The organism is Pseudomonas glycinae (assembly GCF_001594225.2).
GTDB classification, from domain to species: domain Bacteria; phylum Pseudomonadota; class Gammaproteobacteria; order Pseudomonadales; family Pseudomonadaceae; genus Aquipseudomonas; species Aquipseudomonas glycinae.
In genome coordinates, this window is record NZ_CP014205.2 from 4,717,426 (window position 1) to 4,740,522 (window position 23,097).

Consider the following 23,097-nt stretch of genomic DNA (forward strand, 5'->3'; position numbering starts at 1 on the left):
TTTTTCTTTTCAGAATTCCCGAAACCCGGTCGCAGTTGCTGACCACCCAGGATTGGTAGCCAGTCATGTCTCTTGAAATCGTAATCCTCGCGGCCGGCCAAGGCACCCGCATGCGCTCCGCGCTGCCAAAAGTGCTGCACCCGATTGCCGGCAATTCCATGCTCGGTCATGTTATCCACAGTGCCCGTCAACTTGATCCACAGCGCATTCATGTGGTCATCGGCCACGGCGCTGATGTGGTACGCGAGCGTCTGGCCGCCGACGACCTGAATTTCGTGTTGCAGGACAAGCAACTGGGCACTGGCCACGCCACCGCCCAAGCTGTTCCGTTCATCACCGCCGATACCGTACTGATTCTCTACGGCGATGTGCCGTTGATCGAAGTCGAGACCCTGCAGCGTCTGCTCAAGCACGTTGTACCCGGGCAGATGGGTTTGCTCACCGTCGAGCTGGACGACCCGACCGGTTATGGCCGCATCGTGCGCGATGTCGATGGCAAGGTCGCCGCGATCGTCGAACACAAGGACGCCAGCGAAGCACAGCGGGCGATCACTGAAGGCAACACCGGCATCCTGGCGGTGCCGGCCAATCGCCTGGCGGACTGGATGAGTCGCCTGTCGAACAACAACGCGCAGGGCGAGTATTACCTGACCGACGTGATCGAGATGGCAGTCAGCGACGGCCTGACGGTCGCCACCGAACAACCTCACGACCCGATGGAAGTGCAGGGCGCCAACGATCGCAAACAACTGTCCGAGCTGGAGCGTCATTACCAGTTGCGCGCCGGTCGTCGACTGATGGCTCAGGGTGTCACCCTGCGCGACCCGGCCCGTTTCGATGTACGTGGCGAAGTGACCGTGGGTCGCGATGTCCTGATCGACATCAACGTGATTCTCGAAGGCAAGGTCGTCATTGAGGACGACGTAGTCATCGGCCCGAACTGCGTGATCAAGGACAGCACCCTGCGCAAAGGAGTGGTGGTCAAGGCCAACAGTCACATCGAAGGCGCGGTGTTGGGCGAAGGCAGCGATGCCGGCCCGTTTGCCCGTCTGCGTCCGGGTACCGTGCTGGAGGCCCGCGCCCATGTGGGTAACTTCGTCGAACTGAAAAACGCCCGGATGGGGGAGGGCGCCAAGGCCGGCCACCTGACTTATCTGGGCGATGCCGAGATCGGTGCCCGCACCAATATCGGCGCCGGCACCATCACCTGCAACTACGACGGCGCCAACAAGTGGAAAACCGTGCTGGGTGAGGATGTGTTCATCGGTTCCAACAACTCGCTGGTGGCGCCTGTGGATATCTCCGCCGGTGCAACCACCGCTGCCGGTTCGACCATCACCCAGAATGTGGACAACGCGCAATTGGCCGTAGGTCGTGCGCGGCAGAGGAACATCGATGGCTGGAAGCGGCCGGAGAAGATCAAGAAGAGCTGAGTTATCCACAATGCTCGAATTAAAAAAGACCGCCGCCAGCGGTCTTTTTTTATGGGCGTCGGCTTGACGATTTGCAGCTGATAGGTTTTGATTGCTTCCGTTATCTTTCGAATCGAAACTTAATCAGCCATGTCGAAACGCAACACACCTCAGCGCCGTCACAGCATTCTGGCTTTGCTCAATGAGCAGGGCGAAGTGAGTGTGGATGAACTGGCCAAGCGCTTCGAAACTTCGGAAGTTACGATTCGCAAGGATCTCGCTGCCTTGGAAAGTCATGGTTTATTGCTGCGTCGCTACGGCGGAGCCATCACCATGCCGCAGGAACTGGTGGCGGACACCAGCCTCAACGTTTCCAAATACAAGCAGGCGATTGCCCGGGCTGCGGTCAAACGCATCCGTGAACATGCCCGCATCATCATCGACAGCGGCAGCACCACTGCCGCCATGATTCCCGAGCTCGGTCAGCAGCCTGGTCTGGTGGTGATGACCAACTCCCTGCACGTGGCCAACGCCCTGAGCGAACTCGAACACGAGCCAGTGCTGCTGATGACCGGCGGCACCTGGGATCCGCACTCGGAATCCTTCCAGGGCCAGGTCGCCGAGCAGGTACTACGCTCTTACGACTTCGACCAGTTGTTTATCGGTGCCGATGGCATCGACCTGGTGCGTGGTACCACCACCTTCAATGAATTGCTCGGACTGAGCCGGGTGATGGCGGAAGTGGCGCGGGAAGTGATCGTGATGGTCGAGGCCGACAAGATCGGCCGCAAGATTCCCAACCTGGAGCTGCCATGGAGCAGCGTCCATACCCTAATTACCGATGATCGCCTGCCCCTTGATGCGCGCGATCAGATTCAGGCTCGCGGTATCAACTTGATTTGCGCGACTGTCAGTCAGGAGAAATAAGCATGTGTGGAATTGTCGGCGCGGTAGCTGAACGTAACATCACCGCCATTCTGGTCGAAGGCCTCAAACGCCTCGAATACCGGGGCTATGACAGTGCCGGTGTTGCGGTGTACACCAAAGACGGCGCTCTGGAACGCACCCGGCGTGTCGGCAAGGTCAGCGAACTCGACGCGGCGCTGGCCGAACATCCGCTGGTTGGCCGTCTCGGTATTGCCCACACCCGCTGGGCCACCCACGGTGCGCCGAGCGAGCGCAATGCCCACCCGCATTTCTCCGGCGACGTCGCTGTCGTGCACAACGGCATCATCGAAAACCATGAAGAGCTGCGTGAACAACTGAAGGCATTGGGCTACGTGTTCACCTCAGACACTGACACCGAAGTCATCGCCCACCTGCTGACCGAAAAACTCAAGAACCTGCCGGACCTGACCGACGCCCTGAAGGCAACGGTCAAGGAGCTGCATGGCGCTTACGGTCTGGCGGTTATCCACGCACAGCAGCCGGATCGACTGGTTGCTGCTCGCAGTGGCAGCCCGCTGGTGATCGGTCTGGGCCTGGGCGAAAACTTCCTCGCTTCCGACCAACTGGCCCTGCGTCAGGTCACCGATCGTTTCATGTATCTGGAAGAGGGCGATATCGCCGAAATCCAGCGTGAAAAGGTGCAGATCTGGGACGTGACCGGCAAAGCCGTCGAGCGCCAGACCGTGCAGTATACGGATGGTGCGGAAGCCGCCGACAAAGGCGAGTTCCGTCATTACATGCTCAAGGAAATCCACGAGCAGCCGTCCGTGGTGCAGCGCACTCTGGAAGGTCGTTTGAGTGCGGATCAGGTGCTGGTGCAGGCGTTCGGCCCCCAGGCCGCCGAGCTGTTCGCCAAGGTGCGCAACGTACAGATCGTGGCGTGTGGCACCAGCTATCACGCCGGCATGGTTGCCCGTTACTGGCTCGAAGAGCTGGCCGGGATCCCGTGCCAGGTCGAGGTTGCCAGTGAGTTCCGCTACCGTAAAGTCGTGGTGCAGCCGGACACCCTGTTCGTCACTATCTCCCAGTCCGGCGAAACCGCCGATACCCTGGCCGCTCTGCGCAATGCCAAGGAACTGGGTTTTCTGGGCAGCCTGGCGATCTGCAACGTCGGCATCAGCTCGCTGGTACGCGAATCCGACCTGACCCTGCTGACCCAGGCTGGTCGTGAAATCGGCGTGGCCTCGACCAAGGCGTTCACCACACAATTGGTTGGTCTGCTGCTACTGACCCTGTCTCTCGGTCAGGTGCGCGGTACATTGGGCAAAGGCGTTGAAGCCACGCTGGTCGAAGAACTGCGCCGTCTGCCAACCCGCCTGGGCGAAGCGCTGGCGATGGACAGCACTGTGGAAAAAATCGCAGAGCTGTTCGCCGAGAAAAACCACACACTGTTCCTCGGCCGTGGCGCGCAATTCCCGGTGGCGATGGAAGGGGCCCTGAAGCTCAAGGAAATCTCTTATATCCACGCCGAAGCCTACCCGGCCGGTGAATTGAAGCATGGCCCGCTGGCGCTTGTGGATAACGACATGCCGGTGGTCACCGTCGCACCGAACAACGAATTGCTGGAGAAGCTCAAGTCCAACTTGCAGGAAGTCCGTGCCCGCGGCGGCGAACTGATCGTGTTCGCCGACGAAAAGGCCGGGATGACCAACGGCGAAGGCACTCACGTGGTACAGATGCCGCACATCCACGACATCCTGTCGCCGATTCTCTACACCATTCCGCTGCAGCTGCTGTCGTACTACGTCGCTGTGCTCAAGGGCACCGACGTGGATCAGCCGCGTAACTTGGCGAAGTCGGTGACGGTGGAATAAGTTATCCACAGTTAATCACCTCCAATGAAATCGCAGCTTCGGCTGCGATTTTTTTATTCGGATCGAGGGCACCATGGATCGCTTCCAGGAAATGCAGGTTTTCGCCATCGTCGCCCAGGAACAGGGCTTTTCCGCCGCTGCGCGGCGTTTGGGTCTGTCGGCGGCGAGCGTGACCCGGGCGGTGGCGGCGCTGGAGCAGCGGATCGGTACGCAGTTGTTGATCCGGACCACCCGCAGTGTGCATTTGAGCGAAGCCGGTCTGCGTTATCTGGAAGACTGTCGGAGAATTCTCGCCGAGGTGCAGGAAGCGGAGGATTCCGCTGCCGGCAGTCATGCCCAGCCCCGCGGGCAGTTGACGGTGACGGCGCCTGTTTTATTCGGTGAACTGTTTGTCACGCCGGTGATGGCGCGTTATCTGACGCAATACCCGGACGTTTCCATCAACGCCCTGTTGCTCGACCGGGTGGTGAGCATGGTCGAGGAGGGCGTCGACGTCGCGGTGCGAATCGGCGAGTTGCCGGACAGCAATCAGCATGCAATCCGGGTCGGTGAGGTACGGCGGGTGATTTGCGGCTCGCCGGAATACTTCGCGGTCCATGGTCGGCCTGCCCATCCGCAGGCCTTGGCCGGGGCGCCAGTGGTGGCGACATCGGCCATCGGTCAACAGCGCAGTTGGCCATTCATGGAACACGGTGAACTCATCGGCGTAAAACCGGAACCGCGTCTGGTGGTCACTGCCAATCAGGCCGCGATCACAGCGGCGTCGCTGGGTCTGGGGCTGACCCGGGTGCTGTCTTACCAGGTGGCCAGCAAGGTCGCCTCCGGCGAGCTGGAAATCGTCCTTGCCGAGTTCGAATTGCCTGCTCTGCCGATCCATGTGGTGTATCAGGGCGGGCGCAAGGCGCCGGCGCGGATACGCAGTTTTGTCGACTTCATCGTGCAGGCGCTGCGCGAGCATCCGGCGCTGAAAAACGCTGCGTTATTTCATCCAGAGAAATAATGGATTGCATTTGCTGGTGATTCTGTTGTTTTCGCGATCAGGGGAAGATGGCTCCCACGGCCGCCGTCCATCCTGAACGGCGCCATCATCCAGCGGAGTCGACCATGCAAGCGATCAAACTCTACAACTTCCCGCGTTCCGGCCACGCCCATCGCGTCGAACTGATGTTGTCACTGTTGCAACTGCCGACCGAGCTGATCTTCGTCGATCTGGCCAAGGGCGAACATAAACAGGCGGCATATCTGGCCATCAACAGCTTCGGCCAGGTTCCGGCCATTGATGACAATGGTGTGGTGCTCGCGGACTCCAACGCGATTCTTGTCTACCTGGCACAGAAATACGGCAATGGCCGCTGGCTGCCAAGTGATCCGGTCGGCGCCGCGCACGTGCAGCGCTGGTTGTCGGCCGCCGCCGGGCCGATTGCTTTCGGGCCCGCTGCCGCACGCTTGATCACGGTGTTCGGGGCGAAGTTCAACGCCGAGGAAGTCATCACCCGTGCACACAATTTTCTCAAGGTGATGGATGCGGAACTGGGCAAAACCCCGTACCTGACCGGCACTGAGCCGACCATTGCCGATGTCTCGGCCTACAGCTACATCGCCCACGCGCCGGAAGGCAATGTATCGCTGGACGACTACGCTAACGTTCGCGCCTGGCTCTCGCGTATCGAAGCGCTGCCCGGTTTTGTCGGCATGCCGCGCACCGTTGCCGGCCTGCAAACCACCGTCTGACATTCAATCTGCGCCGACGGCGCAGGGGAGAGACCGTGATGGAACGTTCACCGTGGCACGCTGGCGAGCAACAGTTGCAGGCCCATGTCGGCGTTGCCGAGCGCATGGAGGAATTCGGTCGTAAGGTGATTCGCACCTGGATGCCGGATCAACACCGCCAGTTCTATCAGCAATTGCCATTCATGCTGTACGGCGCGGTGGATGCCGAAGGTCGCCCCTGGGCCAGTGTGCTGGAGGGGGAGCCGGGCTTTGCTCACTCTCCCGAGCCGACGCAACTGCAGTTCGCCAGTCTGCCGGCTGCTGATGATCCTGCACAGTTACAGGCTGGCGCCGCGATCGGTCTGCTTGGGATCGAACTGCACACCCGCCGGCGCAATCGGCTCAATGGCCACATCGATCATCTCGACGCGAACGGCTTCGGGCTGACGGTCGATCAGTCGTTCGGCAACTGCCCGCAGTACATTCAGTTGCGCCAGTTTCAGCGAGTGCCGCTGACGGATCCGCAGACCCGCAAAGCCGAACACCGTGACAGCCTCGATGACGCCGCCGTTGCGCTGATTGAAAGTGCCGACACCTTCTTCGTCGCCAGTTACGTTGATGTCGACGGTGAGCGTTCAGTGGATGTTTCCCACCGCGGTGGTCAGCCCGGTTTTGTGCGGATCGAAGGCAATCGCCTGACGATTCCGGATTTTGCCGGCAACCTGCACTTCAATACCCTCGGCAATCTGTTGCTCAATCCCTTGGCGGGTTTGTTGTTCATCGACTTTTCCACAGGCGACGTGTTGCAGCTCAGCGGTCGCACCGAGGTCATTCTTGAAGCGCCGCAAATCGAGGCGTTTCAGGGCGCCGAGCGGCTGTGGACATTCGAGGTGGAAAAACTGGTCCGGCGTCCTGCGGCACTGGCACTGCGCTGGCGCTTCGACGGGATGTCGCCCACCAGTCTGCTGACCGGCAACTGGGCCCAGGCCGATGCACGGTTGCAGGCCAAGGCATTAGGTGACAGCTGGCGGCCATTGCGCGTGGCAAGAGTCGAAATGGAAAGCCGTCACATCCGCTCGATCTACCTGGAGCCGGACGATGGCGCAGGACTGCCGGTGTTTCTCGCCGGGCAGCATCTGCCGCTGCGGTTCACCCTCGATGGCGAGGTGCACATCCGCACCTACAGCCTGTCGGGTGCGCCGTCGGACGATTTCTTCCGGATCAGCGTCAAACGTGAAGGTCGGGTGTCGACGCATCTGCATGAGCAGATTCGTGTGGGCGATGTGCTGGAGGCGCGCTTGCCCCAGGGGCATTTCACGGTCGCGGCGCTGGAGCGTCGTCCGCTGGTGCTGTTGGCGGCCGGAGTCGGCATCACGCCGTTGCTGTCGATGTTGCGTGAGGTGGTCTATCAGGGCCTGCGGACGCGGCGGATTCGTCCGACCCTGTTTGTTCAGAGTTCCCGCAGCCTCGCCGACCAGCCGTTCCGCGCAGAGGTGGATCGTTTGCTGGAGGATGCCGGTGACGCCGTGAAGGTGTTGCGAGTGCTCAGCCAGCCGGAAGACGGTCTGGTCGAAGGAAAAGACTTTGACCTGCGTGGCCGTATCGATGGCGATCTGTTGCGCAATCTGCTCACCGATGAGGACTTCGATCAGGTCGACTTCGTGCTCTGCGGTCCCGGCGGTTTTACCCAAGGTATTTACGACATCTTGCGCGAACTGGATGTGCGGGACGGGCAGATCCACGCAGAAACCTTTGGTCCTTCGACCCTAAAGCGTCAACCCGATCCGGATGCGATCGTGATGGAACAACCGCCGGCCGCGACCACGTCAGTACCTGTGGTGTTCGACCGTTCGGCCAAGGAGGCGCGCTGGCAGCCCGACGGCGGCAGTCTGCTGGAGCTGGCGGAAAGCCGCGGCCTGCGGCCGGAATTCAGTTGCCGCGGTGGTTCGTGCGGCACCTGCAAGACCCGGCTGATCAGCGGCGCGGTGAATTATCCACAGCCTCCGGCTGAAGTACCGGAGGAAGGGCAGGTGCTGATCTGCTGCGCGGTGCCGGCCCAGAGTGCCCAGCCGCTGGTGCTGGATCTGTAACGGATCAGGCGTAGGACAACGCCTTTTCCTCCAGCAGCTCCTGATACAGCTCGGTCCATTTGCGGCCCATTTCATCGGCTGTGAATAACTGCCGATAGCGGGCCTCGGCCTTGAGGCCCATTTCGGCAGCGAGAGCCGGATTTTCCCACAGGGTGCGCATCGCTTCGCGAAACGCCTGTGGATGACTCGGTGGCACCACCAGTCCCGTCTCGTTGTGGATATTGATGTAGCTGGTGCCGGTGCCGATCTCGCTGGAGATCATCGGTTTGCCATACATCGCGCCTTCGAGCAGCGAAATGCCGAACGCTTCCGAGCGCAGGTGCGACGGGAAGACGATGGCGTAGCTCAGTTGCAGCAGGGCGACCTTGTCTTCGTCGCTCAAACGACCGAGGAAATGAATGTTACGCAGACCCAGCGCGGCGGCCTGGGCGTGCAGTGCCTGCTCCAGCGGGCCGGCGCCGACGATCACCACCGGGTAATCCACGTCTTTCAAGGCGTCGAGCAGGATGTGAAGGCCTTTGTAATAACGCATCACCCCGACGAACAGGAAAAACTTATCCCCAAGCTGCTGCCGCCAGCGGTTCATGCGCTCGATATCGGGCGGTGGATAACCGGCCTTGTTCAAGCCATACGGGATGACGCGGGTCTTGGCCTGAAATTGCTGCAACACATCGCTGGTGTGCAGATAGTTCGGCGAAGCCGCGACGATCCGGTCGGCGCTGGCGAGGAAACGGTTCATCAGCGGGCGATACAGTTTGAGCAGGTGCTTCTGGCGAATGATGTCCGAGTGGTACGTCACCACCGTCGGTTTGTTCACGCCGCTGGCGAAATGCACCAAGTCCATGAACGGCCACGGAAAGTGGTAGTTGATCACTTCCGCTTCGGCGGCCAGTTCGCGAAACTGTTTGAACACGCTCCAGGAAAAACCGGTGGAGGCGAACTGGATATCCAGTTTTGCCCGATGCACCTCGTGCTGGCCCAGGCGCACCATCGCAGGTTCTGGATGGGCGCTGAGGGTCAGCACCTGGCCTTCGATACCGTGTTGGGCGCCACTCTCGCAGAGTTGAAAGATGACTTGTTCGATACCGCCGACCGAGTCAGGCAGGTACGTCTTGAAGAAATGAAGAACTCGCATTCAACCTCCCATGGCCTGGTGGTAGGCGCCGGCCGTGGCCTGCGCGCAACGCTTCCAGGAAAAAAGCCGTGCCTGCTGCAATCCGGCTTCCCGGCATGCCTGCCAGTGCGCTTGATCATCGATCAGTCGGCTCATCGCATTACGCAAGCCGTCTGCATCGTCAGCTTCAATATAGTTGCCGGCGTCTCCCGCCACTTCCGGCATGGCCGAAGAGCGGGTGAGCACCACCGGCGTGCCGCTGGCCATCGCTTCCAGCACCGGCAGGCCGAAACCTTCATACAGCGACGGAAAAATCAGTGCCCGGGCACCGGCCAGCAATTGCGCGACTTGCTCATCGGGCAAATAGCCGAGCAGGCACACGTGCCCGCAAGCCAGGGCCTGATTCAATTCTTCACTGAACTGGTCGCGCTGCCAGCCGGCCATGCCGACGATCAACAGCGGGAAACGCTGGCGCACGGGGTCCGGTAACAGCGCATGGGCGCGCAGGGCCAGGTTGAGGTTCTTGCGTGGCTCCAGAGTGCCGACGCAGAGGAAATACTCCCGATACTCGACCGCATGGGCCTTGAGCACCGCATCGATGTCCTGCGGCTCGCGCGGATGGAAACGCTCGGCGACACCCAGCGGCGCGACCACGAAGCGCTCGGCAGGCAGTCCGAAATAGTCCCGGGCCTCATCAGCGATGGCTTGCGAGTCGGTCAGAATGATCCGCGCCTGGCGTACGCCATCGGCGAGCCGCCGTTCGATTTCCCGCAGCCGGGCCGGCGGCTGGGTTTCGGGGAAATGCAGGTGCGTAAGATCGTGCAGGGTGATCACGGTCGGGCCATCGAAGGCCAGCGGCCACAGGCTCGGTTCGTGATACAGATCGACCGGTTGTGCCGGGCCCTGATCGAAGCGTTTCTGCTCCAGCCAGCGGCGGGCCTGATAGGCCCCGGGGATCTGCCGCAGCAGCGGCGTCAGACGCGAATAACCGGGCATCGCCGCTTGCGGCAGTTGCGAGCTCCAGCCCCAGCCATGGAACAGCGCCAGCTCGATATCGGTTTCAGCGTGCAAGGCATTCACCAGTTCGGCCACGTAATGGCCGATGCCGGTGCGCGGCGCCTGGAGAATGCGGGCGTTAAGGGCTATGCGCATGTTGCCTCGCTGGCACCTGAGGTGCCTCCAGCACATGGCGCGCGGTACGCTCGGCCAGTTGCGCGGCGGCTTCACGCCAGCCGATCCATTGCCAGTCGCTGACATCACGGGCGGCGGGGAATCGACCGCTGCGCTCAAAGCTCTGCAGCAGATCGGCGAGGCTTTGCGGCGACTGCAGATCGAAATACGCCATGAATTCACCGCCGATCTCGCGAAATACCGGGATATCGCTGCCCATCGCCGGCAGCCCGCGCTGCATGGCTTCCACCAGCGGCAGACCAAAGCCTTCGACGAACGACGGAAACACCAGCGCGCTGGCATGGGCGTAGGCGTGTTCGAGGCTGGTGTCGCTCAAGTCGTTGAACATGAACAGGCGTCGGTTCAGTTCGGGATGATGATGGATCCGGGCCAGCAGTGCGTCGCACTTCCAGCCAATGCGCCCGACAATGCACAACCGGACGTTCGAGCCGTTCGCCCAGGCATGGTCGAAGGCATCCAGCAGATAGTCGTGGTTCTTGCGCGGTTCGATGGTGCTGACCATCAGGAACACCGGCTCCGGTGTTGCGAACAGCTTTTGTAGACGCGGTTCGACGGCGGCTTCGACGCTCTGCAGATCCAGCTCCGACCCGAGGTGAAAGTAGTCGAACCAGCGTTTGCCGACTTGTGCCGAATCCAGGCGACGTTGCAGTTCTGCACGCAGCTGATCGCGCACGGTGGCGGAAATCGCCATAAAGCCGTCGGCATTGCGGGCGATCCAGTCGAACCACTCGCTGTACACCTCGACCAGCCGCGTGTCGTAGAACTGCGGGTGGGACAGGGGAATCAGGTCGTAGATCACCGCAACGATGCCCAGACCTTCCTGTTTGAGGCGCTCGGCATGCAGGAAAAAGTCGGAATGCCAGGACGAATCCAGCAGCACCAGTTGATCGCCCGGCTGGTGTTGCAGCGGCTCGCAGCGTTGGGGCATTTGATAGCGATTGACTAGCCCGACCAGCCGCAGCGGTAGCCCGAATGCACCGAACGAGGTCAGGCGATAGCCGACGTACAACACGCGTCGTGCCAGTTTTGTGCGGCAACGGGTGTCCAGCCGTTGATGCAGCTGCCAGAAACGATGAGCCAACCGTTCCAGACGTTCGCCAAACGTGACGATGGCATTGAACAGCGGCGAATCCAGCGGCGCCAGACGCTTCACTCGGTATAACTGGCCCTTGAGCAGAACCACCGGCACGCATTCGACCCCTTCGGCGCTCGGCGGCAGCTGTTTGATGACGTTGCGCACCACCCGCTGAATCCCCGAATTGACCTTCGGGTGTTTGAACACGTGGGTGCATTCGACCAGCAGGCGGGTCATGGCGCACGCTCCGCGAGGCTGTCCGCGTGGCGGGTGATCGAGGTGCTGGCGCCCAGCCAGGAACAGCCGACGAAATCTTCCTGACGGTTGTTGATCACGTGGAACACCAGCCCGTAGTCACGCCATTCGAAGTTGCGGTCCAGATGCGAGTCCAGTCGCGACAGGCTCAGGGCGACGGAGTAATTGCCCTTGCCCAGCCCCATGACGAAAGCGAAGCGATAGGTGATGCGTTCACCCGCACGCAAGTCTTCCAGTGCCTGGTTCTGGCGGTGGGTATTGATGCCGTACATGGCCTGACCCAGGCGATCCTTGATCATGAAGCCGAGCACCAGCCGCTCGATGTCCTGGCGAATCTCTACCTCGACTTCCAGGGTCACCGGCTGACCGACTTCGGCGGCGTCGATGGAACGTTCGCGTTCATCGAGCAGGCGCACGCTGAGGATCCCGGCCTCGCCGGTGCCGGACACGGTGCGTACCTGGCCGCCGTCGAGCAGCTCCTGGCGCACGGTCTGGCCTTCGCGTTCGGCGAGCAGGGCGTTGTAGTAGTCCATGACCGCTTCGGGCTTGTCGTGCATCACCATGTGGCCGCCTTCGAGCAGGATCGCCGAGTCGCAGATCGACTGGATCGCCGAGCGGTCGTGGGACACGATTAGCAGCGTGGTGCCGGCCTTGCGGAAGCTGCGGATGCGGTCGAAGCTCTTGTGCTGAAAGTAGGCATCGCCCACCGACAGCGCTTCGTCGACGATCAGAATGTCCGGGCGGCGCGCGGTGGCGACACTGAAGGCCAGTCGCATCTGCATGCCGCTGGAGTAAGTGCGCACCGGGTGATCGATGGCCTCGCCGATTTCCGCGAAGCGTTCGATATCCGGCATCAGTGCTTCGATGTCTTCGACCTGTATGCCCAGCAGTTGCCCGGCCATGATTGCGTTCTGTCGGCCGGTGAAGTCCGGATGAAACCCCATGCCCAGTTCCAGCAGCGCCGCGACCCGGCCCTCGAGCTGAATCTGGCCGCAGGTCGGTTGGGTGGTGCCGGTGATCATCTTGAGCAAGGTGCTTTTCCCGGCGCCGTTGACCCCGACAATGCCCACCGCTTCACCGGGGGCGATTTCGAAATTCACGTCCTGCAGCACCCAGTGCTGGCGATGGCGCATCGGCGAAAACGGAATCAGCCATTCGGCCAGGCGACTCCAGCGGGTGGGGTACTGCTTGTAGGCCTTGCCCAGGCCTGTGACGCGTATGTGCCCCATCAGAGTTCATCCACCATTTCGCCGACCCGCCGGCGAAACAGGCGCAGGCCGACTGCGCACAACAACAGGCCGATCACGAAAATCGGCAGCAGCGAACTCCATACCGGCCACTGACCATAGAGAAACAGATTCTGGTAACTGCCGATCAGGTTGGTCAGCGGATTGAGTTGCAGCAGACGCTGCACCCACTCGGGCAGGATGCTCAGCGGGTAAACGATCGGCGTCAGCCAGAACCAGAATTGCAGACAGATGGCGAACAATTGCCCGACATCGCGAAAGAATACGTTGAGCACCCCGAGGATCATCCCCAACCCGGCGCAGAACAGCACTTGCAACGCCAGCAGCGGCAGCAGTGCCAACAGGGCCATGCCCGGCCAGCGTCCGGTGATCAACAGAAACCCGAGGAACAGGCCGATGATGATCGCGAAGTTGATTCCGGCATTGAGCAGCACGATCACCGGCAGGCAGAGGCGCGGGAAGCTGATTTTCTTCAGCAGGTTGGCGTTTTCCAGAAACATGTTCTGGCTGCGCAGGGTGATTTCCGAGAACAGGCCCCAGGTCAGCAGCCCGGCGCACAGGTAGACGCTGTAGGCCATGCCGTCGTCCACGCCGGGCAGACGGGCGCGCATGATGTGGGAAAAGATCACCGTGTACACGATGATCATCGACAGAGGGTTGAGTACCGTCCACAGCGCGCCGAACAGCGAATTGCGATACCGCGCTTGAAACTCCCGCTTGACGCTACCGAGGATGAAACCCCGATAGTCGTGCAGCGAGCGGTACAGGGAAAGCAGCATTCACACCGTCCTGCCGTATTGGTCTTCGAAGCGGACGATGTCGTCCTCTCCCAGGTATTCGCCACTTTGCACTTCGATGATCACCAGGTCGATCACGCCGGGGTTTTCCAGACGGTGCTTGTGACCGGCGGCGATGAACGTCGATTCATTCTTCGCCACCAGGGTCGTGCCGCTGCCGTTGTTGGTGACTTTGGCCATGCCTTCGACCACCACCCAGTGTTCATTGCGGTGATGGTGCATCTGCAACGACAGCTTGCCGCCGGGTTTGACCACGATACGTTTGATCTTGAAGCGCGGGCCTTCCTCAAGCACGGTGTAGGTGCCCCACGGACGGCTGACCGTCCGATGCAGGCGATAGGCTTCGTGGGATTTGTCCTTGAGCTGCTTGGCCACCCGCCGCACATCCTGGGCACGGTCGGCGTGGGCTACCAGCACGGCGTCGGCGGTGTCGATGACAATCAGGTCTTGCACACCAACGGCGGCCACCAGCCGGCCTTCGCTTTGTACGAAGTTGTTGCGGCTGTCGATGAAGATCGCCTCGCCGCTGGCTCGGTTGTTATCGGTGTCGGCCGGCACCAGCGCGGCGACCGCGCTCCACGATCCGATGTCGCTCCAGTCGAAACCGGCGGGTACCACCACGACTTTTTCCGAACGCTCCATCAAGGCGTAGTCGATGGAGATGTCGGTGATTTCGGCGAACAGCTGAGCGGACAATTCCTGTTGCAGGCAACCGGCGGTTTCCACCGGTTCGCTGGCGGCCATGCAGGCGCGCGTCTGTTCCAGCAACTCGGGGGCGTGCAGCGCCAGTTCGGCAATCACCGTTGCGGTGGAGAAGCAGAACATCCCCGAATTCCACAGGAAGTTGCCGCTTTCCAGGTAATGGGTGGCGGTTTGCAGGTCGGGTTTTTCCACGAAACGCTGGACCTTGGCCGCACCCCGGTCATTCAGCGGGGCGCCGGTCTCGATGTAACCGAAGCCGGTTTCCGGGGCGGTCGGCACCACGCCGAAGGTCACCAGATAGCCGTCCTTCGCCAGATTGACCGCGTGTTCGACCGCGCTTTTGAGCGCCTCTTCATTGACGATCAAATGGTCGGCGGGCATCACCACCATGATTGCCGCATCACCATGCAGCGCTTGCAGCGACAGTGCCGCCGCCGCAATGGCCGGCGCGGTGTTGCGCCCGGTGGGCTCAAGCAGGAAGTGCCCGCGATGGCGGGTCAGGTGCGCGGCCTGATAGTGATCCTTGCTCTGGAAGTAATACTCGCGGTTGGTCACCGTGACAATGTCGCCCCAGCCGTCCAGCAGCGCGGCGGCGCGGCGGTAGGTCTTGCCCAGCAGCGACTGGCCGTCGGGCAGGGTCATGAACGGCTTGGGATGGCCCTCCCGGGACACCGGCCACAAACGGGTGCCGGCACCGCCGGACAGAATCACGGGGATCAGCATGGCCTACTCCTTGGCGACGCGTTTCATGTCCGCATCCATCATCATGCGGATCAGGGTGTCGAGGTCGGTTTTCGGTTTCCAGCCCAGCACGCGCTGGGCCTTGGCCGGATTGCCGAGCAGCACTTCGACTTCCGCAGGGCGGAAAAACGCCGGGTCGATCTTCACGTAATCCCGATAGTTGAGGCCGACGTGATCGAAGGCGATGCGGCACATCTCGCGCACGGTGGTGGTGACGCCGGTGGCGACCACAAAATCGTCGGGCTTGTCCTGTTGCAGCATCAGCCACATGGCCTCGACGTAGTCACCGGCAAAGCCCCAGTCGCGCTTGGCATCGATGTTGCCCAGGGCCAGCTCCTGCTGTTTGCCGTGTTTGATCCGGGCGGCGGCATCGGTGACCTTGCGGGTCACGAATTCGATGCCGCGCAGGGGCGATTCATGATTGAACAAAATGCCGCTGCTGGCGTGCAGGTTGAAGCTTTCGCGGTAGTTGACGGTGATCCAGTGGCCATAGAGTTTGGCCACGCCGTACGGGCTGCGCGGGTAGAACGGGGTGTTTTCGTCCTGTTGCTCGGCCTGGATCAGACCGAACATTTCGCTGGTGGACGCCTGATAGAAACGCGTGTGCGGGCTGAACTGACGGATCGCTTCGAGCAGGTGAGTCACGCCCAGGCCATCGACGATGCCGGTGGTTACCGGTTGGTCCCAGGAGGCGGCAACGAAGCTCTGGGCCGCCAGGTTATACACCTCGTCCGGCGCCGACTTGATCACCGCGCGCTGCACCGAGCAGGCATCGGCCATGTCGCCATCCAGGTAGACGATGTCCGCTTCGACGCCCATCTCCCGCAGGCGCCAGCGTGAATCGCTGCTGCGCCGTGCGACAAGGCCGTGAACCTTGTAACCCTTGTCGAGCAGCAGCTTGGCCAGATACGCCCCGTCCTGGCCGGTGATCCCGGTGATCAATGCACTTTTTGTCATTCTTGTCGTACTCGCGTCTCCCAGTCGGACAGGATCGCCCGCAGGGATTGTTGTGTAGTGATTTGCGGCGTCCATCCTGTGGTCCGGGCCAGCCGTTGGTGGCTGCCGCAGACGCGACGCTGATCCGCGCGGCGCATGCGTGCCGGATCCTGAACCAGTTGCAGCTTGACCTGGGCCAGGTCGGCCATCTGTTCGATGAGGCTGCGGATGCTTTGCTCATGGCCCGAGCAAATGTTGTAGACCTGTCCCGGCGTGCCTTTTTCCAGCAGCGCGAAATAGGCCGAGACCACATCGCCGACGTCGAGGAAATCGCGGGTGACATCGATGTCACCGACTTCCAGTTGCGGCGCTTGCAGCCCTTGCCTGATGCGGTTGATCTGCCGTGCGGCGCTGGCGATGACGAAGCTTTCTTTCTGCCCGGTGCCGATGTGATTGAACGGGCGCGCCACCAGCACCGGCCAGCCTTCGCTCAACCCCCATTGCAGACTGAGAAACTCGGCCGACAGCTTGCTGACTGCATAAGGATTGCGCGGGCAGGGTGGTTGTTGCTCGGTGATCGGCAGTGCGGTTTCTTCGACCTGGCCGTAGACATCGCCCGAGCTGACATACACAAACGTGCCCTTGAAGCCGCGGGCCTTGAGGGCCTGCAACAGGTTCAGGGTGCCGAGCAGGTTGATGTCGAAGGTACGTGCCGGATCTCGGAACGCTTCAGGGACAAAGGTCTGGCCGGCCAGATGAATCACCGCATCGGGCAGTTGCGGCCACAGGTCGATGAGGCTGTCCGGGTTTGTCAGGTCATAGGCAGAGGCGACAGGCAGCAGTTGCCACGACGCGTCTTCCCCTTGCAGACGTGACTGGATGTGTTGTCCTACGAACCCACTCAGGCCCGTGATGAACAGACTTTTTTTCAAACAGCGACCCCTTGGTCTTTAACTTTCACCACTTCCCACAGGCTTTAAGGGAATGTCCGTCAGACTGAGAGAAAATCCGGCCGAGACAAAGGGTGAAGTCATTGTTGTAGTTGTTTGGCTGCCAATCTGTGCCAATTGCGCAGCAATTTCAACCGGCCAAACCGTGACCGGTCAGTTCTCGTCAGAGTAGTCGGGTTTTTCTCGCCGGGCGGTTCCCGAAGGCGCGACGGATGTGTTTAGAATGCCCCTCGTCGCGATCCCCGGCGGCTTTTCGCAAGGATCGTGCGACAGGGTAAAACCGACCATTAAAACAAGAACGAGACGTGCCCGATGACGCAGGACGAACAGCGCTGATGCCGGTTCGATCCGACGCTCGGTCGTCATAGCGTGAAGCTGCCGGGATGGCGGTTGCACCGTGGGATGCCATGAATTTCATTCTCTACTCGGACGTCAACGACCGCTCCATCAGCCAGAGTCTGGGGCGTCCCGAATACAGCTACTACTTCGTGCTCAAGGCCTATCGCCCGGTGCTGGAAAGCCTGGGGCGGGTGCATGTGGTGTCTACCAGCGCCGAGGTTGATCCACTCTATCGGCAACTGCTCGCCGCCGGTGAAAGCAGCGTTTTCCTGTCCTTCACGCCGCCACAAAATACCCCGACCGACCTTGAATGCCCGACGATCTGCGTGATTGCATGGGAATTCGATTCGATCCCCGATGAATCATGGGACGATGATCCGCGCCACGACTGGACGCAAATGCTCGCCCGACAGGGACGGGTCATTACGCTGTCGAGCCACACCGCCCGCGCGATTCGCCGCGCCATGGGCGAGGACTTTCCGGTACTCGTGCTGCCGACGCCCTTGTGGGAAAACTTCTCCGCCATTCGTGAGCAACATGTCAGTGCGCCGATCAATCCCGGCGCGACCCTGGCCATCAAGGGCTGCATTTTCGACAGTCGCACGCTGGCGTTATCTGCCGACGATCTGTTGCCCAAGCCCCTGACTGCCGAACAACTGGCCGAAATCGAGGCGCTACGCCCACCACCGCTGACGTTCAAACGCCGCCTGGTGATTGCCCGCCATTATCTGCGTCTGTGGTGGCTGGGGGCGGGTGAAGACCGGGTGAAGTTCCTGCATCACTGGTATTGGGAAGGTGTGCAGGATCTGCTCTCGGATCGCATACACGCCTGGCTCGAGAAACGCCTGCCGGCCATTGCCGCAGCGCATGCGGTGGCCGTAGCCGAGCCACCGCCGCTGGATCTGCCGGACACGTCCTCGGTGGTCGAGGTCACGGTAGAAGGCGTGATCTACGTGACCGTGTTCAACCCCAGGGACGGCCGCAAGAACTGGCATCATCTGGTTACCGCTTTCTGCTGGGCCTTTCGCGAAACGCCTGACGCGACGCTGGTGCTGAAGATCACCCAGAACGATCTGGCGTCCTACTACAGCGAACTGATGACCCTGCTCGCACAACTGACACCGTTCGCCTGCCGGGTGCTGGTGATGCACGGTTATCTGGACGATGCGCAATACGCGCGGCTGTACCAGGCCGCCAGTTTTTACGTCAACGCCTCACGCTGCGAAGGCCTGTGCCTGCCGTTGATGGAGTTCATGTCCAGCGGCAAGCCGGTGATCGCCCCGGATCACACGGCCATGGAAGACTACATCGACGACACCGTGGCCTTCGTCGTCCGATCCAGCGAAGAGCTGACGATCTGGCCCCAGGACACCCGCATCATCTACCGCACTTTGCGCTATCGGCCGGACTGGGCTTCGCTCAAAAGCGCCTATGAGAACAGCTACCGGATGGCCAAGGCGCAGCCGCAGGAGTACGCGCGGATGTCTGCCGCTGCTGTCGAGCGCATGCACGACTACTGCGCGTTTGCCCCAGTGCAGCAGCGCATGGCGGACTTTTTCGGCCTCGCGCCACTGACCGTCGATGCCGCCCCCGTGACGGACAACGCCTCATGCTGATCATCATTCATTCGGAAACCAACCAGCACACCATTGCGCAGAACCTCGGTCGTTCGGAGTACAGCTATTACTTCGTGCTCAAGGAGTACCGCCCGGTGCTCGAACGCCTTGGGCGTGTGGTGGAAGTCGTCGATCCGGCGCGCGAAGTCGATGCGCTGTACCTGGAGTGCCTGTCCCGTGGCGAGCCGTGCGTGTTCCTCTCGTTCTCGCCGCCACACCGCACGCCGATCCACCTGGCGTGCCCGACGTTGCCGGTGTTCGCCTGGGAATTCAGCACCATCCCCAACGAACCCTTCGACAACGAGCCGCGCAATGACTGGCGCACGGTGCTCCGGGCCTGCGGCGCGGCGATCACCCATTCCAGCTACACGGTCAACGCCGTGCGCGAGGCCATGGGCGCCGATTACCCGATTGTCGCGGTGCCGGCGCCGGTGTGGGATCGCTTTGCAGCCCGGGGCGCGCAGCTTCAGGGCCAGTCCTCGACTGGGCCTGTGCGCCTTACGATCAAGGGGCTGATCGCTGACAGTCGTCAGCTCGATCTCGACGCGTTTGGCCCGAAACATTTGCGCCGTGGCCAGGGCATCGATTTCCAGGCACCGGTGCGTGAGCAGGAGTTGTTGCTGGACGGTGTCGTCTACACGTCGGTGTTCAATCCCGGTGACGGACGCAAGAACTGGGAAGACATGCTCAGCGCCTTCTGCGTGACGTTCCGCGACGTCGAAGACGCGACGCTGGTGCTCAAGCTCACGCATCACGATGCCGAAGAAGCGCTCAGCGACATTCTTCATCACCTGTATAAAAACCAGACCTACCGCTGCCGCATCGTGCTGATTTACGGCTACCTCGCGGACGCCGACTACGAGCGTCTGGTGCAGGCCACCCGTTACGTGGTCAACACTTCCTACGGCGAGGGCCAGTGCCTGCCGCTGATGGAATTCATGTCCTGCGGCAAACCGGCCGTGGCGCCGCGTACCACGGCGATGATCGATTACCTGAGCACCGACAACGCCTTTTTGGTCGAGTCCACCGATGAACTCACGGCCTGGCCTCACGACCCGCGCAGGGCATTCCGCACGTTGCGTTACATGACCAACTGGGCATCGGTCTGCGTGGCTTATCGCGACAGCTATGAGGTGGCGAAGAACGATCCCGGGCGTTATGCGCAAATGTCGGCGCAAGCCGTTGCCAGTCTCCAGGCGTTCTGCAGTCAGGCGGTGGCCGAGCAGCGTTTGCGCGATTTTCTCGCTCAAGTGCACGAGCTCCGCGCTATCGCTGCAACGGAAGCCACGGGCGCATGATCCGCGCATGGCTGAGGCGTTTGCGTCCGGTTGCGCCATCGGTGCCGGACTCTCTGCCGGATCCTGTGTCCGTCAGCGTGTCGCCGCGGGACGTCGGCCTGCACGATGCCATGCTCGACGGCTGGTTTCACGGCGACAGTGGCGAGTTGCTCAAGGGCTTTGCCATTGACGCGGACGACACCCTGCTCGACGTGGGTTGCGGTGAGGGCGTGGCGACATTGTTCGCCGTGCGCCAGGGGGCCTCGGTGATCTTCACCGACAGCGAGCACGACAAGGTCCGCGACCTCGCCCGGCAAGTCGAAGCGCAGAGCCGCAAGGCCAGTCTCGGCCTGGTCAGCAACAGCCTGCCACTGCCACTGAGCGACGGCTGTGCGAGCAAGGTCGTGTGCATGGAGGTGCTGGAACACATCGACCAGCCCGAGCCGTTCATGGCCGAGCTGGTACGCATGGGCCGTCCCGGTGCGCTGTACCTGCTCAGTGTCCCGGCGCCGGTAGGCGAGCATTTGCAGCAGGGCATTGCCCCGGCGGGTTATTACCAGTCACCCAACCATGTGCAGATCTTTACCCCGGAGCGCTTCGCGGTACTGGTGGAGGATGCCGGCCTGGTGATCGAGCATCGCCAGGCCACGGGTTTTTTCTGGGTCATGGGCATGATCTTTTTCTGGGCCAGCGAGCGCGCTGCCGGCCGTGACCTCGGCGGGGCTGTGCGCGACCGGATCCAGGCGCCGTATCCACCGTTGATGGAGAGTTGGGCCAGAACCTGGCAGGACTTGCTGGCGCAGCCAGACGGTTTGGCGATCAAGCAGATGCTCGACCGATTCATGCCCAAGAGTCAGGTAATCATCGCCCGCAAACCGCTCGATGCAGGACGAGTGTCATGAGCGGCAAGCGGATCATGGACATCGAAGTGCTGCGGGCTATTGCGGTACTCGGCGTGCTGTTTCATCACTTGCAGGGCAGCCTGTTCACCGACCCGGTGCCGCTGCTTGAAAGGATCCATGCCTGGGCGCAGCCATGGTGGGGCGTTGACCTGTTTTTTGCGATCTCGGGGTTTGTCATCGCCCGCAGCCTGATTCCGGCGCTGCGCGGTTGCAGCAACCGCCGGGAATACTGGGAGCAGACGCGCAATTTCTGGCTGCGTCGGGCGTTTCGTCTGTTGCCCTCGGCCTGGCTATGGCTGGCGCTGATGCTGCTGGCGTGCGTGTTTCTCAATCGATCAGGGGCGTTCGGCACGTGGTCCGCCAACGTCCAGGCCACGTTGGCCGGGGTGCTGCAGTACGCCAACTTCCGCTTTGCCGATGCGTTCTTTCATTACGAATACGGCAGCAGTTTCGTCTACTGGAGTCTGGCGCTGGAAGAGCAGTTCTACCTGCTGTTCCCGCTAGTGATCCTGCTGTGCCGCAAGCATCTGGTGTGGGCATTGCTGGCACTGGTGGCGGTGCAGTTGTTCACGGTGCGTACGCCGCTGCTGATGGTGATTCGCACGGATGCGCTGGCGTTGGGCGTGCTGTTGGCGATGTGGAGCGTGCAGCCGGGTTACTGCCGTTGGCAGCCGGTATTCCTGCGTCGGCCATGGGCCGGAGTGTTGGCGCTGATCGGCCTCGCAGCGCTGCTGAGCTTCATGGCCACCGACCGTTTCACCTTTGCCGGTTACCGCATCGGGTCTATCGCCGTGCTCAGCGCCGTGCTGGTGTGGATCGCTTCGTACGACCGCGATTACCTGCTGCCGGCCGGCAGGCTGCAACGACTGATGGCATGGATCGGCAGCCGCTCCTACGGCATTTACCTGATCCACATCCCGGCCTATCAACTGGTGCGGGAACTGACCTTTCGTTTGCAGAGCGCCGATCTGCCGAGTCCGGCGGGGCATCCGATCGTGACGCTACTGATTGCCGGTGGTCTGATCGTGCTGCTCAGCGAACTCAATTACCGCTTGATCGAAATGCCCATGCGCAATCGAGGCGCCACGCTGGTGAAACGCCTCGGCACCTCGCGAACCGTCGTCTCGTCCCCTGGAGCCACCTCATGCTGAGCCTTTTGAAAAAACTCACGGCGGCTCCGGCCCCCGCACACGCTGTCGCACCGGTCGCCGACAAGGTCGACCCTTACATGCTCGGCCTGCACGACGCGATGCTCAGCGGCTGGTTCAACCAGCAAACCGGTGAGCTGTTCAAAGGCTTCCCGGTGACCGCCGATGACACCTTGCTCGACGTTGGCTGCGGCGACGGTGGCAACGTGCATTTCTGCGGCATGCGCGGGGCGAAGATCATCATTGCCGACATCGACGGCGCCAAGGTCGAGGCGACTCGCCAGCGCCTGAGCGATACGCCGGCGCGTGGGGTCGAATGCCATGTCACCGACTGTAATCCGCTGCCGATCGCCGATGGCACCGCCACTCGCGTGGTGTCCACGGAAGTCATCGAGCACGTCGACGACCCGGCGCAGTTCCTTGCCGAGCTGGTACGTGTCGGCCAGTCGGGCGCGCTGTATTTGCTGAGCGTGCCGCACCCTAGCTCCGAAGACCTGCAAAAGGACATTGCCGCGCCGGAGTATTTCCAGAAGCCCAACCACATTCGCATCATCAGCGAAGAGCAGTTCAAGGCGATGGTCAGCGAGGCGGGACTCGAGATCATCAGCCATAGCCAGTACGGCTTTTACTGGTCAATGTGGATGATGCTGTTCTGGGAAGCGAAGGTCGAATTCAGCAACCCGGATCATCCGCTGCTCAACCATTGGGCCGATACCTGGCAAGCGGTGCTCGACTCGCCGCGCGGCGCGCAGATCAAGCAGGCGCTGGATGCGGTGGTGGCGAAAAGTCAGGTCATCATTGCCCGCAAGCCCTGAGCGCTTTTGTGTAACCTT

The 23,097-nt window shown here is 61.6% G+C and carries 19 protein-coding genes; 11 read left to right on the forward strand and 8 right to left on the reverse strand.

The genetic code is table 11. From position 1 onward, the window contains the following. Positions 1-65: 65 nt before the first annotated feature. The 6 genes from glmU to AWU82_RS21610 all read left to right on the forward strand — a co-directional run bounded on the left by glmU (position 66) and on the right by AWU82_RS21610 (position 7,974). On the forward strand, positions 66-1,433 hold the full coding sequence (gene glmU, locus AWU82_RS21585) for a bifunctional UDP-N-acetylglucosamine diphosphorylase/glucosamine-1-phosphate N-acetyltransferase GlmU (protein ID WP_064379656.1): 1,368 nt from the start codon (positions 66-68) through the stop codon (positions 1,431-1,433). 129 nt (positions 1,434-1,562) lie between these two features. Beyond that, complete coding sequence (locus AWU82_RS21590; protein ID WP_064379658.1) at positions 1,563-2,339, forward strand: DeoR/GlpR family DNA-binding transcription regulator; 777 nt, start codon at positions 1,563-1,565, stop codon at positions 2,337-2,339. A 2-nt stretch (positions 2,340-2,341) separates the two neighbouring features. Beyond that, positions 2,342-4,174, forward strand: coding sequence for a glutamine--fructose-6-phosphate transaminase (isomerizing) (gene glmS / locus AWU82_RS21595; protein ID WP_064379660.1), 1,833 nt, complete (start codon positions 2,342-2,344; stop codon positions 4,172-4,174). Between the two features lie 73 nt (positions 4,175-4,247). Next, positions 4,248-5,174: a LysR family transcriptional regulator gene (locus AWU82_RS21600; RefSeq protein WP_064379662.1), complete on the forward strand. Its 927-nt coding sequence runs from the start codon at positions 4,248-4,250 to the stop codon at positions 5,172-5,174. Between the two features lie 104 nt (positions 5,175-5,278). Then, positions 5,279-5,905, forward strand: coding sequence for a glutathione S-transferase family protein (locus AWU82_RS21605; protein ID WP_064379665.1), 627 nt, complete (start codon positions 5,279-5,281; stop codon positions 5,903-5,905). Positions 5,906-5,943: 38 nt separating this feature from the next. Further along, a complete protein-coding gene (locus tag AWU82_RS21610) occupies positions 5,944-7,974 on the forward strand; it encodes a 2Fe-2S iron-sulfur cluster-binding protein (protein ID WP_064379666.1) in 2,031 nt (676 codons plus the stop codon). Between the two features lie 4 nt (positions 7,975-7,978). Here AWU82_RS21610 and AWU82_RS21615 read toward each other — a convergent pair whose 3' ends face one another. From AWU82_RS21615 to AWU82_RS21650, 8 genes are read right to left on the reverse strand one after another with little or no spacing between them, the layout of a single operon-like run. Next, the gene (locus AWU82_RS21615) at positions 7,979-9,109 is read right to left on the reverse strand and encodes a glycosyltransferase family 4 protein (protein ID WP_064379668.1); all 1,131 of its coding nucleotides are present in this window, start codon (positions 9,107-9,109) and stop codon (positions 7,979-7,981) included. Continuing rightward, positions 9,110-10,240, reverse strand: a complete 1,131-nt coding sequence (locus AWU82_RS21620; RefSeq protein WP_064379670.1) for a glycosyltransferase family 4 protein — start codon at positions 10,238-10,240, stop codon at positions 9,110-9,112. After that, positions 10,224-11,591 (reverse strand): glycosyltransferase family 4 protein, encoded by a 1,368-nt coding sequence (locus AWU82_RS21625; RefSeq protein ID WP_064379671.1) that lies wholly within the window; start codon positions 11,589-11,591, stop codon positions 10,224-10,226. The genes AWU82_RS21620 and AWU82_RS21625 overlap by 17 nt, the downstream gene beginning before the upstream one ends. Beyond that, complete coding sequence (locus tag AWU82_RS21630) at positions 11,588-12,838, reverse strand: ABC transporter ATP-binding protein (protein WP_064379673.1); 1,251 nt, start codon at positions 12,836-12,838, stop codon at positions 11,588-11,590. The genes AWU82_RS21625 and AWU82_RS21630 overlap by 4 nt, the downstream gene beginning before the upstream one ends. Continuing rightward, positions 12,838-13,635, reverse strand: coding sequence for an ABC transporter permease (locus tag AWU82_RS21635; RefSeq protein WP_064379674.1), 798 nt, complete (start codon positions 13,633-13,635; stop codon positions 12,838-12,840). Before AWU82_RS21635 ends, AWU82_RS21630 begins: the two co-directional genes overlap by 1 nt. Then, entirely contained in the window at positions 13,636-15,078 is a 1,443-nt protein-coding gene (locus AWU82_RS21640) for a mannose-1-phosphate guanylyltransferase/mannose-6-phosphate isomerase (protein ID WP_064379677.1), read from the reverse strand. It abuts the gene before it with no gap. Between the two features lie 3 nt (positions 15,079-15,081). Beyond that, a complete protein-coding gene (gene gmd, locus AWU82_RS21645; RefSeq protein ID WP_064379679.1) occupies positions 15,082-16,053 on the reverse strand; it encodes a GDP-mannose 4,6-dehydratase in 972 nt (323 codons plus the stop codon). Next, complete coding sequence (locus AWU82_RS21650) at positions 16,050-16,964, reverse strand: GDP-mannose 4,6-dehydratase (protein WP_064379681.1); 915 nt, start codon at positions 16,962-16,964, stop codon at positions 16,050-16,052. The genes gmd and AWU82_RS21650 overlap by 4 nt, the downstream gene beginning before the upstream one ends. Before the next feature lie 425 nt (positions 16,965-17,389). Between AWU82_RS21650 and AWU82_RS21655 the strand changes: the two genes are divergently transcribed. From AWU82_RS21655 to AWU82_RS21675, 5 genes are read left to right on the forward strand one after another with little or no spacing between them, the layout of a single operon-like run. Further along, positions 17,390-18,937, forward strand: a complete 1,548-nt coding sequence (locus AWU82_RS21655) for a glycosyltransferase (protein WP_223290647.1) — start codon at positions 17,390-17,392, stop codon at positions 18,935-18,937. Then, entirely contained in the window at positions 18,931-20,235 is a 1,305-nt protein-coding gene (locus tag AWU82_RS21660; protein WP_064379685.1) for a glycosyltransferase, read from the forward strand. The genes AWU82_RS21655 and AWU82_RS21660 overlap by 7 nt, the downstream gene beginning before the upstream one ends. After that, positions 20,232-21,116 carry a class I SAM-dependent methyltransferase gene (locus AWU82_RS21665; protein WP_064379688.1) on the forward strand — a complete coding sequence of 295 codons (885 nt, stop codon included), beginning with the start codon at positions 20,232-20,234 and terminating at the stop codon, positions 21,114-21,116. Before AWU82_RS21660 ends, AWU82_RS21665 begins: the two co-directional genes overlap by 4 nt. Beyond that, positions 21,113-22,267: an acyltransferase family protein gene (locus AWU82_RS21670; RefSeq protein ID WP_064379690.1), complete on the forward strand. Its 1,155-nt coding sequence runs from the start codon at positions 21,113-21,115 to the stop codon at positions 22,265-22,267. Before AWU82_RS21665 ends, AWU82_RS21670 begins: the two co-directional genes overlap by 4 nt. Beyond that, positions 22,261-23,079 carry a class I SAM-dependent methyltransferase gene (locus AWU82_RS21675; RefSeq protein WP_064379692.1) on the forward strand — a complete coding sequence of 273 codons (819 nt, stop codon included), beginning with the start codon at positions 22,261-22,263 and terminating at the stop codon, positions 23,077-23,079. The genes AWU82_RS21670 and AWU82_RS21675 overlap by 7 nt, the downstream gene beginning before the upstream one ends. Positions 23,080-23,097: the final 18 nt, after the last annotated feature.